A 15,171-nucleotide genomic window follows, 5' to 3' on the forward strand; every position below is an offset into this window, starting at 1 on the left:
AAAAGAGGTGTTCCGAGCTTCGACAGAAATTGCAACGAGGGCGCTGCAGCGCCCCGTTACACTTCAGCTAATTTCTCGCTCGCGGATTCGCCGGCCACCAACAAGCCGTCTTGGGACCGTAACACTCCTTTGGCAACCAAATCGGCGACCCCAGCTGAAATCAGCTGCCTTAATTGTGCGCTTGTGGCTTTGAAGCCCAGCATCCTGGCAACGCCTGTGGCGATTTCTTCCTCTGTCGCACCGAGGTTGGATTTCACGACTTCCATAGCGCCTTGGGCGACCTCGTCCTGCGCAATCATTTCGGGCTTGCGCAATCCAGCGGACACGACCCCACTGCGATCCCTGAGACGAACAGGAACACCTGGCTTGAAGCAGAAGTTGCCTCGACGGGCTACTGAACCACCTCTCTGTGCTATGCTTACCCCCCGCTCGATTGCATCCTGAATCCTGCCACCGGCCCGCTGCAGACCCCAGGCGTCCCGAATACGCGAAACTATTTCGTCGACATGGATTGGCGTTTCTGTAGCCACGACCTGCTCGACCAGTCCGGCCATGATTCCGCTGGGCGTCTCGTGGAGTTCGAACGATCCCGGTCGCTTTAGTTCGGCCTCTTCGTAGGCTCGATTGGGTGTCTCGGATCCGTTTGTGCTTTCGAGACCGATTTCCGTCACGTTGCCTCGGTCGACCGTAACAACCTGCACGGCTACAGCTCGATTTCTCTGGACCCCCAATTCGGCCCGCTCATCGAGTTCTTTTCTGGCGGCCTCAATCGCTAGTATGGTTCGCTCCAGCTGCTCACGAGGCCGTTGGAACCAGTCAGCGCTCCAGATGCGATGGATGATCCAACCATGGTCTTCCAGAACCGACTGCCGAAGCCGGTCTCGATCTCTGGCCGAGCGAGATGAGTGATATTCTGCGCCATCGCATTCGATGCCAAGAATATAGCGGCCTGGCCTCTCTGGATCCGCAACTGCGAGGTCGATGAAGAAGCCGGCAATGCCCACTTGAGCATGAACCTGATAACCCATTTCGATCAGCGCGTTGGCTACCTGTTCTACAAAGATTGAATCCATTTCGCGAACCGTGACTTGGGCAAGCGAAATTCGCCCTGTTCTCGCGTAGTGCAAGAAGAGCTTGAAGGCGAAGATGCCTTTCCCTTTGCCACGCTCCAGGTCGATGTCCTCGTCTGTGATGGACGCGAATACTTCGCAGCTGCGCTTGGCGCGGCTTATGAGGACGTTGAGCCGACGCTCGCCGCCTTCCGCGCCAAGAGGGCCGAAACGCATGGCCATGTATCCCTGGGCATTCTTGGCATACCCCACCGAGATCATGATCACGTCGCGCTCATCGCCTTGAACATTTTCGAGGTTCTTGACGAAGAATGGCTCGCTTGGATGAGCGTGAAAGAATTCCTCGGTGTCGGGATTTAGTCGCCGCAGCGCTTCGAGTTCATCCTGGATCGCGCGGCGTTGGCTAACCGAAAATGTTGCAACGCCTAGAGTCTCTTGCGGGTTCACCTTCGCATGACGGATGATCGCCTCCGCTACTGCTCTCGCCTCTACCGGATTGGTTCCTGTGCCGCCGGAATCGAAGACCCCCTCCGGCACATGATGAAACCGCAACCCCATACCTGCCTCTTGGGTATAAGGGCTTGGCACGATGAAAAGCCGGTTCTCGTAGAACTGGCTGTTCGATACTGCGATTAGAGATTGGTGACGGCTACGGTAGTGCCAGCGCAGCATACGCTGCGGCAAGCCGCGGGCCGTGAACAGGCCGAGGATGCTTTCAATGTCGGCGACCTGCGCGCCCTCACCCTCGTCATCTTCAGACTGCGAGCCTGTCATCTTCGCGAAGAATGTCGTGGGTGGCAGTTGGCGTTCGTCGCCAACGACGACCACCTGACTGGCCCTGGCGACCGAGCCAAGTGCGTCCACGGGCTGGATCTGAGACGCCTCGTCCATCACGAGCAGATCGAAGGACATCCGGCCGGGCGACAGGAATTGCGCCACCGAAAGCGGGCTCATCATGAACACTGGCTTCAGCGCCTGGATGGCAGGGCCTGCCTTCTGCATCAATTGCCGGATGGGCATGTGGCCTCGTCTGCGCGCCATCTCAGAACGAAGCAGTCCGACAGGTCCAGCTCCGCCGTCTCTTGAAGGAATTTTCCGGTGATGAGCCGTTACAACTTCGATGGCGCCGGCCTTGATGCGCTGGCGGTCCAGATCTGCGAAGTCACGTACAGCCCTGGAATGCAGTTCCCCGTCGAACCTTGCCAGCTCCGGCTCATCGGTCGCCATCGCCAGAAACATTCGTTCGTAGTAGGCCATATCAAAAACTGATCGAGCCGATCCTGTTGTAATCTGGCCGTTGGCTAGGCCGTCTATCAACTGTCCCAGTCCAGCCTTTCGGGCCGTTTCGGATCGCTCTTCATAGGCAACCCATTTCGAGAGCTGCTCCTGATGATCGAGCCAACCCTGCAGCCGAGAAACGACCTCGCCTATCGCGACGTCCGGAAAATCGACTACTCCAAACAAGGAGGGAGCATCGGCTTTCAAATCCCCTGTAAGCGCCTTCAATTCCCGCGCTGCCGCTTGGGCCGCTTCACGTGCTGAACGTGCCGAGTTTGCGATCTCGATTCTTTCAGGCAACCGCGCAGCCAGATGTCGGATCGAGCCATTTTCTTTCAGCCAAAGCTCGGCTTGCGTGAGAGCGGCCCAATCGGATCCTCGACCGTGCCACGACGAGCCGAATACGAACTTGCCAAGGCTCTCTCCCGCATCGATCCCTTGAGCAAGTGCTTGTAGTCTGCCTAGTCGGCGCAGTAGCTCCACCCGCTCAGTGATTAGATCCGGAACGTCAGTCAGAACCTGTCGTGACGCATCATCGGCTTGAGCTACAGTGCTCGCCTTCGCTTCCATCAGTTGCAGCGAGGCCCGCTCGGCGGAAGCCACGTCGCCTAGCATGGATGACGCGAGGTGCCCGAGATCGTTCCAGAAACCTTCGATAATTGGCCGACCGATTTCGATAACCTTGCGAACGCGCGCTGCACGCGCACCGGCCTCGGAGCGTTCCGCCATCCGGCCGGCGATAATCCGAGGTTCGGGGCCTAGCCCTCGTAGAGTCCGCATCCACTCCACTAGCGCGAGCAGTGGCGCGGAAGCCGATCGCTCCCCACGCCAATCTGCCCCGAAGGCGGAACGGCCAAAAGCGTCGCCTTCGCGGACTCTTGCTGCGGCAGCCTGACCCTTCATCAAAAGGTCGAGGAGACCAACTATCTGCGTCGCAGGCGCGCTAGGGTCGACCACAATAGTCCGCGCAAGTGCTGTGGCGCGACGGTAGTCGCCGTTCAATGCTTTCAATATTCCCGTGTGTGTGGCGAGCGCCTGCCGCGCCGCGGCCACCTCGGTGCTCCACGCCGCGTCAACAACCTTGCCCTGAAGGTCGGCTCTGGCAGCCTCAAGCGTCGCTACGCTGTCGGCAAGGTCGCCTGCCTGCTCAAGTCCGGAGTCCCAAACGGTGGCTGCGAAGGCCTCCGGACTTGCGTCAGGTGCTGCCGCTACTCGCTCGCCGGTCACGGCCAGCCTGAGCAAGCCTGCCAACGTGTCTGGCAATATCGCCGATCCGAGTTCCTGATTCAGGCGCTCAGCTTCTTCCCTCAAGCGTGGGAGCAGAATGGTGAGCTGTCGCGCACGATGGAAACCATCTTTCGGAAATTCCGAGGGAAGCTTTGCAAGCTCTGTCTCGAGACCTTCAATTGGCGTGTCGATAGCCGTTGCCGCCAACTGCTCCGAAAGTTCCTCGGACTTGCGGGCGAAATCCGTTCCTGACCAGAGAAGCGATGAAATGTCTTTCGGACGCTCATCCCATACCGGCGAGACGAGCGCCTCGGCAGGAAGTCCAGGCGCGGACGCGAGAAGCTCAGCGCGATCTTCTATCTCGCCGCTGTCGCTGAGAATTTTCGGAGGCTCGGCCTTGATCCGCTCAGCGATACCGACCAGTTTGGCGTGCAGTGCCTTGGCTTGGTCCAGCAACGCCGCGATGCGTGGGACGAGCCTCTCAATGGTCGTTGGAAGAACGACATCCAGGCCAACTCCCCGCCACGGGTGGTGGATCGGCAAGCCGATCTCGTTGATCCGCTGAGAGACCTCATCGAGCAATTTGCGACGTTGCGAAACGCCGTCAGTTGTCCAGCTTGTGGCATCCGTAAGTTCGATGTCCACTGGTTTCTGACCGACCTGCCTTAGTCGGGTTAGCTGGCCGAGAACCTGATAAGGAGTGAGTTCGGACGCTCCGAACGCAACGTGCATTCGTGCAGCATGTGCGTTGAGTTTATCGCGAGCCTCCAGCAAGCGATCAGTTAGGGAAGAAGGAAGCTGGCCCCTGGGCGATCCGAGTTGCCAGGTTCGCCGCAGCTCCTCTAGCATCATGCGCTTGTTCGCCTTGTTACTATGCAGCTCAAGGCAGGCGTCCCCCACCCCAGCAGTGTCAAGCCGTCGCTTGACGACCTCCAGCGCTGCCATCTTTTCGGCCACGAACAGCACGGTCTTTCCGTCGGCAACGGCCGACCCAATAATGTTTGCGATCGTCTGCGATTTTCCTGTCCCAGGCGGACCTTGGATAACGAGGTCGCGACCTTTTCTGACGTCATGGATCGCCAGTGTCTGAGAACTGTCACTGTCGACGATATGCAACATTTCGGCGGGCGCAATGTGCGGATCAATCGCTATGTCGTCCGACATAAGCGGCTCGCGTGTTTCGAAACCATCTGAAAGAAGCGAGCGGATCTTCGGTTGTTCGATAATCTTTGCGCCATCGGGCCAGAGATCCGGATCCAGATCACGGTACATCAAGAACTTCGCAAACGAGAAGAAGCCGAGCACCATATCGTCGCGAAGCACCTCCCAACCCTCTTTGGTCGAAATTGCTTCGGCAACGGCATCGAGATAGGCCGAGACGTCGAAGTCATCTCCCACCTCAAAACGCGGCAGAGCGAGCTTGTGAATGCGGTCGAGATAGAGTTCCAAGGAGAGGTTTGCGGTAAGATCTTCCGGCCGGGCTCGTAGGCGGAATTTTTCTCCAGCGGCCCCTCGCTCAAGCCGAACCGGCACCAAAATGAGGGGGGCCTGACGGATGTTCTCTTTGTTGTTCGGGTCAATCCACTTCAGCATTCCAAGGGCCAGAAAGAGGATATTGACGCCCTGCTCTTCCTCGAGTGTGCGGGCATCATGGTAGAGATCAAGGAGCCGCCGCTGCAGCCCAGTTGGGGTCATACGCGTCTGCAGCTTGGTGTCCGAGTGCCGCGCGGATATCCCTCTGTTATCGACTCCATCGTCCTCTGGTTGGGCGAGAGCGACGGGGGAATAGTCGATCTCTTCGTCTGGAGGGCTGCTTTCATCCTGGCCCGCTTTCGGCCTATCGGGCTTGCCGGCCAGGAAGGTAAAAGCCTTTCCTTCGGTCACCAGCAATCGATAAATTTCGGACGACTTCTCATCGACGATATCGATCGTCTTCGCGCTCTTGGAAAACCGCGGCACATTCAAAAGTCGATTGCGGGCGGAAAGATCGAGCAACTCCATCCTGGCGCGCTCGAGTTTCTCCTTTAGAGGGAGATCGCTTTGGAAGACTGACTGTTTTACGTCCAAGACTTACATCCCCTTTGAAAGGAGAACCAGCTAGAGCCCGCGTAGAGCGTTCGCGCAAGAAAAAACAGCCGTGTTCAATTAGAAACGACTGCGATCACTTCTGGACACCGTCCAATATTGCGACGTGTGATATGGGTCAGAGCCTGCATTCTTGGCCCCCTTTGCCTAGTCGCTATCCGACGAGGATTCTCGCTCCCTGCCCCCGTATTTAGCCGCCTCCACAATGTCTTTTTCTGACACAGAGAGTCCGTTGCGGACCCGAATGGCTCCCGCACTTGGAACGCGGTCCAATTCAGATCCAGTCTTTGCCTTATCCTTCTGGGGCTTAACCTCCGGCGGCGGGTCTTTCGAAAATGTCATGCGTAGGTCCTACTCGTCCAAATCTAAATGCATCCGCCTGTGAGCCTCAAGCCGCTTTCCTGGTCATACAAAGAAAACGCCGCGCCCAATCAATCCACCGTCTCTCGTGGTTCCGCATTCTGATTGGCGCTTTAACATTCATCACTATTAGCGCCTGGCATTTAGTATCCTCCCTCTACTGGTTTTTTTAGCCGATAAGTAATAGATCGGGATTTCACTGCAGAAGTCCGGAGCCATGAAGTGACTGACGAAATCCAAAATACGGCCACCGCGCTGATGGAGCTTACCGCCGATATCGTTGCGGCTTATGTGAGCAAGAATTCAGTGCCGGTCTCCTCATTGCCGGACCTTATTGCCAGCATCAATTCGTCATTAGCGCGTATCGGCCAGCCGTCCGAACCGGAAAAACCCGACCAAGTTCCCGCGGTCAACCCCAAGCGCTCAGTCACTCCAGACTACATCGTCTGCCTCGAAGACGGCAAAAAGTTCAAGTCCCTCAAGAGACACTTGAACACGCATTTTGGACTGACGCCCGACGCCTATCGCCAAAAATGGGGCCTCTCCAACGATTACCCCATGGTCGCGCCTAACTATTCAGCCAATCGCTCCAGATTGGCAAAATCGATTGGCCTCGGTCGCACAGCAGCCGCGCCCAAGAAAGCAGCAGCCAAGAAGTCAAAGACGCGCTAGCAAAACATTTGGCAGCTTCGCAAAGGATCGAAAATTGAATCGCGATCGCTATTCCCATCGCCGCAGCTCGCGGCCAAGACGCGGCCGGGTTTCAATTATGCGCAAGCGTTTCTTTTCACATAAATCATTAGCCGCGATCCTGGTGATCACGCTAGCAGTGGGCGCTTATGTCACCTCCTACTTTACAGGGTGGGGCAACCAGATCGCGGGACCCAATACAGCAAGCGCACTCGGGTCAAAACCGAAGCCTATCGTCGGCGTAGCGTCCATCGTTGACGGGGACACGATCGAGATCCACGGACAGCGTATTCGTTTCAATGGCATCGACGCACCTGAAAGCAGCCAAAACTGCAGCGACGCAAGCGGGCAAGAATACCCATGCGGCCGCAAATCCGCAGAAGCACTGGACATCTTCCTCAGTCAATCCCGACCCATCCAGTGCAACTTTGTTTCGTGGGATCGTTACAACCGCTTCGTTGGTGATTGTCAGCGGGCGGACGGTGCTAGCATTGCGTCTTGGATGGTCGAACAGGGTTATGCCCTGGATTGGCCTCGATACAGCCATGGTAGTTACGCGTCACAACAGGCAGATGCCCAAAGGGCCAAGATTGGCATCTGGGTTGGCACTTTCACAGCCCCTTGGGATTGGCGAGCAACACATGCAGCCAACAATAAACCCGGTAATGACACATCCTACGGCCTTACAGGCCGTCGCCAAATAGCTCAGAGCTATTCGTGTCAACCGCGTCGCTATTGTAAGCAAATCTCCTCATGCGATGAGGCGCGCTGGTATCTCAATAACTGTAGCTGGGGACCCAAATTGGACCGGGACGGCGACGGAATTCCGTGCGAAGGCATTTGCTGACCAAGCCAATTCCTTAGCGCGCTTTCAGCAAGCCGGACTGGCCACCAGCGTTTCGGTGCATTTGCGCGAGTGCCAATAGAGCCTGGCAAAAGGGCTGGCTGACGTTTGTCTTGGAAAATTCCACCAGCTCGTTGAGCCCGGATGGGCTAGAAAACCGCAAGGCTTCGTAGCGACAGACAGGGATCTGCCGATTATCTCTGAAGCGTTTGTCGGGTCCGCCATTCTTATTGGGATGAGCCCAGGTATAGCTCACGATCTCAGCATCAGATGGAACTTTGCCGGTCTCAATAAAATTGCTGGGGGCAAATTGCGTCCTGAGGTCTCCATACCCAACGGCACCGTACTGGTTTCCGTCCTTCACCAAAATCATGTCTGGCATGAAATAAAGGATTTGCCGGCCGACGTGTATCGACGGTGGTGTGACATTGCTGCGAACAACCGTCGGCAAGGAAGCTTGGAGCGTCGTCGACTTTTTATCGACCAACATCGTGGCTCCCGCATTGCGCTTCCAAGTCGTCAGATCCTCTATCTTGCCACCAGCCGCGACATGCCAACTCGCCGCGCAGCGTGTGAGCGTGTCAAAGGCGGCGACAAGTCGCCCGTAGGCCGCCTCCGCGTCCTGCTCCAAATCATAGTAGAGCACGCTCACCCGGCGGTAGCTGTCCAACCAGTTGCCAATAAGCATGCCCGGCAAAAAGGCAGCAATACCGATCAGCGCCACCCCACCTCCCAGCATTGCGCCTGCGATCAATCCGGCGATCCCAAACAGCACGGCCAGGATGAGCGACATTCGCGTCTGCGATTGCCTCGCATTGATTTCATCAAGCACATTGGCAAATGTCTCATCACGCATCTCGATCACATCGGCGGACTCGATTTCTCTCATCACGACGCCACCGCTGACATATTCCACGGGTGAGGATGTTGGATGGGGCTTTGGCCCAGATGGGAATTCAGACAGTTGCAGCGTCTGCTTGGCGCTGCGCTTTCCCAAAGTGCCTCGGTAGTAGAGACCGCCGACGCCTGCATGAATATAATGCCCTCGTGGGCCAGTCCCGATACGAAGACCTTGCACGCCAACGGACGCGCCAACCCCGCCAGACGAGAAGTTAAAGCGGAAAGGTCCCGCACTAATCGATTTTCGAACGTAAAACCCCATCCCCGCAATCCCCCCCAAGCCCTGTGAGCGAAACCCAAGGGCAGTTCGCCTCACAACTTTGGTACCGGAACCAGTCCAATATCTGTCTCTCGCGAACGTTGCCTGACCCTGATCTCAATTCGCCTCCTCGCCTTGACGTCGCCGGCCTGTGCGCCGTCGGTGAGCCGGTCGCCAGGCAATATCAACTGGCCGCCGGACATTGGCAGGATGGTGAAGCCTTTCAGTTCCGGCATATCGCGCAGGATGCCTGTGACGGAGATCGCTCGCGCTAATCCAAGCCCGGCATTGTCGGCAGGATGGAGTGTGCCAATGTCCATCTTGCGCGCCAGTACGGGCTGAAGGCCTCTGTCCATATTCGATGAGTCACCGGACATCGCCTGCTCGTCCGTGTGGCCAATCACCTCAATGACGTCCACACCATAGGAAGTTGCAATTCCAGCAATGGTCTTCGACATCTGCCGCAACTTCGTTTTGAAGCCACCGGAAAGCTCCGCACTTCCAGTATCGAAATTATAGCCATCGAGCTCGCTAAGACTGATGATCGGTGGCCAATCGTGTGGCTTGTCAGCAGAGGCCTCGTTCCTTGCCTTCTTCAGTGCGTCAGCAAGATCCTTGGACGTCTTGCCCGTGCCAACGTAGCCGAGCTCGCGCAGAACCTTCATCTTCTCGATCATGGCTTTGGCCTGATCAACGTCGACGTCGTTGTCAGAGAGGACTTTGGCGGCCGGCGCGCTTTTCACCGCTTCCTCAAGGGTCAGTCCCACTTTTTTGATTGCCTCTGCGGCCTCTTTGGCCCGGACCAATTCACGCCATTCTTGATCTGGTACATTGCGTCGACTTGCAGGCTTGACCATGGCATTCAGCTGAGCCAGCAACCGCTTGTTTTCCTCGTCAAGCTTGCGAGCGTTCTCATTGAGGGACTGCGCAATCTTCTGCGCTGCCGCAGCCTCTTTCTTTGTCTTGGCGATGAGCGCGCCTGCAGCAAGCAAAAGGCAGAAAACGAGAAGCAGCATCGTCTCAGCCATCGTCAGGCCGAGTATCAGGCCGCGGCCATAGCCCTTGCGCTCAAACGTAATGGCTGTTCCGCTAACCTCACTCACCTGCCCCACCAACTTGCTCTCTTTGGCGGTTCACCCTTCTCCACCTCCGCCGGACTGCTTAACGATCGGAAGGTGTCGCCCTCCGTGTCATCCGAAACCTTGATTGGCGTCTCCACAGGGGAGGCAACAGTGGAAGGTGCCGCCACTCGCTCGACATCGTTCGCTATCGCATTGCTCAGAGGCTGGGGAGTGCGCACGGCCGGGAGGCTATGTTGTGTAAGGGTTGCGACGAGGCCGCGTGTTTCATTGCTGTGTTTCTGCATCACAGCCATGAACTCCTCAGTCAAACGCTGCTGCGCTTGGACAGTTTCTGCGGTCTTTTCTGCGGCCGCTGCCGCTCTCTCCACTCCAGTCGCCACCTTGATCACTGCGTCGGCAAGACCGGTCATCCGCGTTTGCTGCTCTTGCGAGGCTGTTTCGGTTTTTATCGCATATTGTGCGACAGCATTACCCAGGAGCTTGACCATCGGCGCCAGATCGTTCTTCAGCACCTCATCAGGAACAACCACCTTTTCCAGCTTGGCAGCCATATTGTCGGCTTGATTACCGAGCTTTCCAACAGAGTTGGACATCGAGCTGTTGGCTTTATCCAGCAAATCCGCTGCAGCTCCAACGCGGTTCGCTATCGAAGCAAACTGGGTTTCGACTTGCCCGAAATTGTGCTGCAACGCGTCACTGAGCTTGGCAGACGCCTCTTGGACAGGCTTGATCGATTCCATGGCAATATTGTCCAGGGCAGATCGAATGTGCTCCCCATTGCGTGCCGCTTGCTCGGCAATCTCTGCAAAGCCCTCTTCGAGCATTTGATGGCTGACACGACGAAAGTCGGCGAACTCCCTGGTTACGCTTTCCATCTCGGCTCTTACACGCCGTGTCATGTCGGCAAGTTCGTGCCTCGCCGTTCGCTCAATGTCCGCGGGATCGCGCCGCATCTGATTGTAGAAAACCCTCAGAGCAATACCGGTGATCGTCGACGTGATCGCGATGCCAAAATTTTGGACGATCGTGTCGGTTGAGCCTTCCGTTCCAAACTGAAACAGCGAGACCCCAAGGCTCGTCAGGGTGAACAGGAAGCCCATATAGTAGAGGTTATCGCCGGTCTGCTCGTCGTGCAGTTGTAGCTTTCCAGCAAAGATCGAAACCCCGAGATAGAAAAACATCAGGCAGGCCGGTGCTACCGCCGCGACGATCGGATTTACGCCTGAGAGTTTTGCAATGGCGATGAATACACACCCGCCGAGTGTCAATGCCGCGAAAACCACGACCGGCAGACGTGGATGATCCAGCAAAGGTTTGTCGTGCGCTCTCGCCATCAGTTTAACCCATCCAAGCCAACCAGCTTTTCGAACTCGCCGTGATGGTTCTGGACCCAATGTGTCCAGAACTCCGCGTGATCCAGGGTCTGAAATGGCTTCTTTGCCCGATCGATATAAAGAATTGTGATGCCCACCCCATCCAGCGACGTCCCATATGTGCGGTCGGCGGCGCTGTTGAGGTATTTTTGGTAATCCAGTCCCGATCGGTACTGCGAGTAAATCGTCGTATGCTCGATCATGTCAGAGGCGACCACCAATCGCTTGGGACTGCCCTGTTTGGCCAAGCTGCTATCGAAGAGCGACAGCTTGATTTTCTGAATTCCAGCCATGATCGGAGATTGGCTCGCGGAAGCCGCATTCGGGATTTCATCGGGAAGTTTGTTCAAAGGATCGCCGAAGGCGTTTTCCCACTTCTTTTGACGCCGCGCAGGATTGTTGGTCCAACTATCGACGGTCGACCCATCACCGGGATTGCATCCATCGAACATCACCGTCAGCTCACCAGGCGCCGAGCTCAGGGTATAAATCCTCACATACCCACCCGGCTCGACCTGCCCAATGGTCTTTCGGAACTCGTTCTTGAGATCAGCCATCGTCGTTGCCGAAATTGGATCAGTGGCGTCGATGAGGACGGCGGTCAGGCTGGAGGGTCCGTCCAATGGGCAATTCGTGTTGGCGTCGATATGGCCATTGCCAGACCTGGTCCACATCCAGCCGAAGCCGGCCAACATCGCAACGGATAGCACACCAAGGGCAATGGCCGCGGCAATGGTACCCGCATTGCCTTTCTTGCGTCTGCGGGTTCGCCTAGACATTCACGCTGTCCGGGTGAAGCTTATCAAGATCTCGGTACTGCTCAATTCCCCGTTCGCATTCCTGACCAATCAGACGAACCTGCTCGTTGAGTTCCTCCTGCGCCTGGCGAATTGATGCGCCAACATCTCCCTCATTCCACTCCCGCTCGCCGGTGACGTATGGCTTGATGCGATCAAGTTTGTAGGGCGTTCCGAAATGCTTGGGCGCCGGCTCGGTCCTCGCCTGGATGTTGGCTTCCCGATACATCGACAAAAGCTGATTGCAGGCTCGCTCCAATTGGTCTTGATGCTGCGCAAAAAGAGCCAGAAGCCTCGATCGATGATCGACAATCGCGCGGTGCTCGCGCCGGCGACTACCAAGCTGCTTGACGATTTCCTCCACTTTTTCGTTGTGGTCGTCGCGGACATCCTGCAGCTCTTCGATCAGTTCCTTCTTTCGATCGATGTAGTCATCGCGCCGTCGAACGAGCCGATTTTCAACGCCAGTGTAGCCTGGGTAAGGGTCGAGCACGAACCAGCCGTCGATAAAAGCGAAAAGCGAAAACATCAGGCCGATCGCAAACAGCAACCAGGACTTGATGTCCGTGAGACCCGCTGGATTGGCGAGCATATTACGGATGACCTCAGCGCCGGCGCCGTCAGCGAGCGAGCCGCTGACCTCACGGTAGTGCGCTAGCGCCAAGTTTATCGAAATCGCCAAGCCGATATAGAAAAGGATTGAAATGATCCCAACGAATTTTACGAAAAACGACCGATGGGTGACGAGACGAGCGCAGAAAACCGCCAGGAGCAAAGCCGCCCCGATGTTGATGAAAGAGAATGCCGCAGCCTCAAGGATGCCACCAAAAAATCCCTGCTCATTGCCCTTGGCCAGGAAGTTGCCGTTCATCGCTGTCTCGACCAGAAACAGAAATAGCAGAAGCGATAGCCGGAAAATGTGAGCGGCACCGTGCTGCACACGCGCGGCACGAACGAGACCGTGCTTCTCCTTAAACCATGCATGCTCTTTTTCGGCGTCGTTCAGGGCCCTTCTCAGGCCGTGAAGTTCATCGAGGCCCACGGCGACCGAGGCTTTGAAGTCCGAAACGCTAGCGGCATTCGTCTGACGGATTAGACCGAATTGTTCCTCGAAATCGAGGCCGGCAAGACGACCTCCAAGGAGTTGCAGGTTGTCCTCAAGAGTGTGATGCGCAGCCTTCTTCTCATCCTCAACGCGTTCCACGATGGCATGTTCGACATCGTCGAGATTCTTTGCCGTTTTCGGGGGTTGGTTCACCTCGCCGCGCTGCTTTCCGCGGTTAATGACATCCAGGTCGCCGTCGATCTTGGCAGGGTCCAGGCTGTTGAATAGCTGAGTGCTCGCCCGAAAATCGTGGTTGGATTCTCGCAGTGAGTCACGCAACTTATTTAGTTTTTCGAATTTAGAGCCCACGCACTCACAACCCCAACTTTACGCCCCCCGGCAGAGTGGTTTCTATGCATAGTAGAGCTAAAGGGCAACCGCACATTCACTTCTATCCACTTGCTAGTGCGGATCAGGCTCAATTGAGTTCCAACAAATGATCATGGCTGCTGATCAACTGGTTGATCGGCCGCGACTAGTCATGTCATGAGCCGTGCTGCGATGCTCTAAGGACAGAGTGCTACGAGCGGGTTCGCGACTGGGAAATTATCCACAGTCGTATACGTGTACTGGATCTCACCGCCCAGGCGAACGAAGGCAGATAGTTCCTCCGCACGACAGACATAGTTTTTGGTCATTTCATCGATCTTCTGGACATAGACCGGCCGCGAGACGCCAGCAGCCAACAATTTGGCGTCTACTTCCGCATCGGTCTGAGCCCAGGTGGCGTTGAAAACGATCCTTGGCCCGATTGCGATGATGCTCCGAACGGAGATGTTCGAACTGATCAGCATGGGCAATGCTGGAGCCATTTCGGTTTGCATTTTTTTTGCGTAGGCGCAGACGTCGGTCTTGGTGTACTTCGAGAGGCATTCATTTGCCGTCGCCACCCTTGGCCATGTCAGCAGGATCGCCAACGGGACGTGCATCAATCGCAATCCATCCAAAGTATTCTCCTCGCCCGATCTTGGCCTGCACAGAGGAGCATCTATCCTATTTGTGTTCACAGTGCCACGAGCAGCTTGTGCCCGACCGGCAATAGTGCTCTGTCTGAAATACTTTGGGAGGGCAATAAAATGAAAACAACATTTCTCGCGGCTATGGCCGCTGCAATAATCGCTTGCGCGACCGGCGCGTTTGCACACAGTGGCGGCACTGATGCCAACGGTTGCCATACCAACCATAAGACCGGCGCGTATCACTGTCACTGAAGGTCACGCCTTTCTGAGGGACACAAACATGCTGAAGAACATCATGTCAGCTCCGCTGGGCCTCCTCTTCATGCTGGGCGGGCCGATCACCTACGTGATGAATGTCGTCGACACATGGCAGGGCCATGCATCAGTGGTCGTAAAAATCCTGATTAACTTGAGCCTGGATGCGATGTTGGCGTTCATTTGGCCGATCACTTGGGCAATCTGGCTTTTCAAATATATGGCGGGCGCCGAAACTCCACTAACAACCGTGCTGGGCGTTTGAGGATCAAGTTTGCTGAAAATAATGCTTTTCGACGCCGGCCGGAACGGTCCGGTTGGTCTGCATCTGTGTAGCTATTGCCTCGCTGCTGGCGGTAGCGCCATGGCCGTACGGCTATTACCAATTCCTCCGCGTGGTGGTCTTTTTCGCCGGGATCTACTGCGGAGCCATGGTGTGGCGATCAGGCCCTGAAAATCGCACCCTGGCTTGGGCGCTGTTTGGAGCGGCAGCGATCTTCAACCCGTTCATGCCGGTTCATTTGCCGCGCGAGCTGTGGGCAATCTTCAACGTCGCAGCGGCTACTCTGTTCGGCTTTGTCGCATACCGGCACCGGAATTAAGCCGATAATCTGAGATGGCCAAGAGTGGACCTGAGACGCCGAAGGTCAAGGCGCGCCCGAGGGTCACCGTGTCACAGCCGTTGGCGCTTTATGCGGGAGATCTCCTCGAGCGGACGAAGGAGTACTTCGAGGCTTTCAACCATCTAGGCTCGGAGTCGGAAAAGGCGCATCTTTTTGCCCGTTATTTTCTATTTTCGCATGCCCTAGATGTGGAGCTTCAACAGGTTGTCCTCGATCAGGGCGAGGCGACTGATAGGCGTTTTTGACTTTAGGCTGCCATGTGGA

At 56.4% G+C, this 15,171-nt stretch carries 12 protein-coding genes; 5 read left to right on the forward strand and 7 right to left on the reverse strand.

What is annotated here, in order from left to right; all coding sequences use genetic code 11:
• Positions 1-56 precede the first annotated feature (56 nt).
• Positions 57-5,642 carry a DUF3320 domain-containing protein gene (locus LB556_RS30615; RefSeq protein WP_063169424.1) on the reverse strand — a complete coding sequence of 1,862 codons (5,586 nt, stop codon included), beginning with the start codon at positions 5,640-5,642 and terminating at the stop codon, positions 57-59.
• Between the two features lie 600 nt (positions 5,643-6,242).
• Between LB556_RS30615 and LB556_RS30620 the strand changes: the two genes are divergently transcribed.
• Together LB556_RS30620 and LB556_RS30625 are read left to right on the forward strand one after the other, a co-directional pair.
• Entirely contained in the window at positions 6,243-6,692 is a 450-nt protein-coding gene (locus LB556_RS30620; protein ID WP_063169425.1) for a MucR family transcriptional regulator, read from the forward strand.
• Between the two features lie 34 nt (positions 6,693-6,726).
• A complete protein-coding gene (locus LB556_RS30625) occupies positions 6,727-7,557 on the forward strand; it encodes a thermonuclease family protein (protein ID WP_127224212.1) in 831 nt (276 codons plus the stop codon).
• 13 nt (positions 7,558-7,570) lie between these two features.
• On the opposite strand, the gene LB556_RS30630 is transcribed toward LB556_RS30625, so the two are convergent.
• The 6 genes from LB556_RS30630 to LB556_RS30655 form a co-directional block, all read right to left on the reverse strand.
• Positions 7,571-8,716 carry a DUF4236 domain-containing protein gene (locus LB556_RS30630; protein ID WP_095770037.1) on the reverse strand — a complete coding sequence of 382 codons (1,146 nt, stop codon included), beginning with the start codon at positions 8,714-8,716 and terminating at the stop codon, positions 7,571-7,573.
• Positions 8,717-8,766: 50 nt separating this feature from the next.
• Complete coding sequence (locus tag LB556_RS30635; RefSeq protein WP_224571173.1) at positions 8,767-9,825, reverse strand: hypothetical protein; 1,059 nt, start codon at positions 9,823-9,825, stop codon at positions 8,767-8,769.
• Positions 9,813-11,129, reverse strand: coding sequence for a hypothetical protein (locus LB556_RS30640; RefSeq protein WP_063169428.1), 1,317 nt, complete (start codon positions 11,127-11,129; stop codon positions 9,813-9,815). Before LB556_RS30640 ends, LB556_RS30635 begins: the two co-directional genes overlap by 13 nt.
• Positions 11,129-11,947 (reverse strand): hypothetical protein, encoded by an 819-nt coding sequence (locus LB556_RS30645; protein WP_063169429.1) that lies wholly within the window; start codon positions 11,945-11,947, stop codon positions 11,129-11,131. Before LB556_RS30645 ends, LB556_RS30640 begins: the two co-directional genes overlap by 1 nt.
• A complete protein-coding gene (locus LB556_RS30650; protein WP_063169430.1) occupies positions 11,940-13,379 on the reverse strand; it encodes a hypothetical protein in 1,440 nt (479 codons plus the stop codon). Before LB556_RS30650 ends, LB556_RS30645 begins: the two co-directional genes overlap by 8 nt.
• A 197-nt stretch (positions 13,380-13,576) precedes the next feature.
• The gene (locus LB556_RS30655) at positions 13,577-14,017 is read right to left on the reverse strand and encodes a hypothetical protein (protein ID WP_126066778.1); all 441 of its coding nucleotides are present in this window, start codon (positions 14,015-14,017) and stop codon (positions 13,577-13,579) included.
• A gap of 153 nt (positions 14,018-14,170) precedes the next feature.
• Here LB556_RS30655 and LB556_RS31960 point away from each other — a divergent pair, with 153 nt between their 5' ends.
• The 3 genes from LB556_RS31960 to LB556_RS30670 are packed head-to-tail and all read left to right on the forward strand — an operon-like array spanning position 14,171 to position 14,886.
• Entirely contained in the window at positions 14,171-14,281 is a 111-nt protein-coding gene (locus LB556_RS31960) for a YHYH domain-containing protein (RefSeq protein ID WP_095770035.1), read from the forward strand.
• 28 nt (positions 14,282-14,309) lie between these two features.
• Entirely contained in the window at positions 14,310-14,549 is a 240-nt protein-coding gene (locus LB556_RS30665) for a hypothetical protein (RefSeq protein ID WP_082826591.1), read from the forward strand.
• 52 nt (positions 14,550-14,601) lie between these two features.
• Complete coding sequence (locus LB556_RS30670) at positions 14,602-14,886, forward strand: DUF6804 family protein (protein WP_063169433.1); 285 nt, start codon at positions 14,602-14,604, stop codon at positions 14,884-14,886.
• Positions 14,887-15,171 lie beyond the last annotated feature (285 nt).

The organism is Mesorhizobium sp. ES1-4 (genome assembly GCF_020164745.1).
In the GTDB taxonomy this organism is placed as follows: Bacteria; Pseudomonadota; Alphaproteobacteria; order Rhizobiales; family Rhizobiaceae; genus Mesorhizobium.

What these genes read in the sequence shown, in the direction of transcription:
- LB556_RS30645 (WP_063169429.1), bottom strand. Translation starts at nt 11,947, where the DNA reads ATGTCTAGGCGAACCCGCAGACGCAAGAAAGGCAATGCGGGTACCATT.
- LB556_RS30665 (WP_082826591.1), top strand. Translation starts at nt 14,310, where the DNA reads ATGCTGAAGAACATCATGTCAGCTCCGCTGGGCCTCCTCTTCATGCTG.
- LB556_RS31960 (WP_095770035.1), top strand. Translation starts at nt 14,171, where the DNA reads ATGGCCGCTGCAATAATCGCTTGCGCGACCGGCGCGTTTGCACACAGT.
- LB556_RS30630 (WP_095770037.1), bottom strand. Translation starts at nt 8,716, where the DNA reads ATGGGGTTTTACGTTCGAAAATCGATTAGTGCGGGACCTTTCCGCTTT.
- LB556_RS30640 (WP_063169428.1), bottom strand. Translation starts at nt 11,129, where the DNA reads ATGGCGAGAGCGCACGACAAACCTTTGCTGGATCATCCACGTCTGCCG.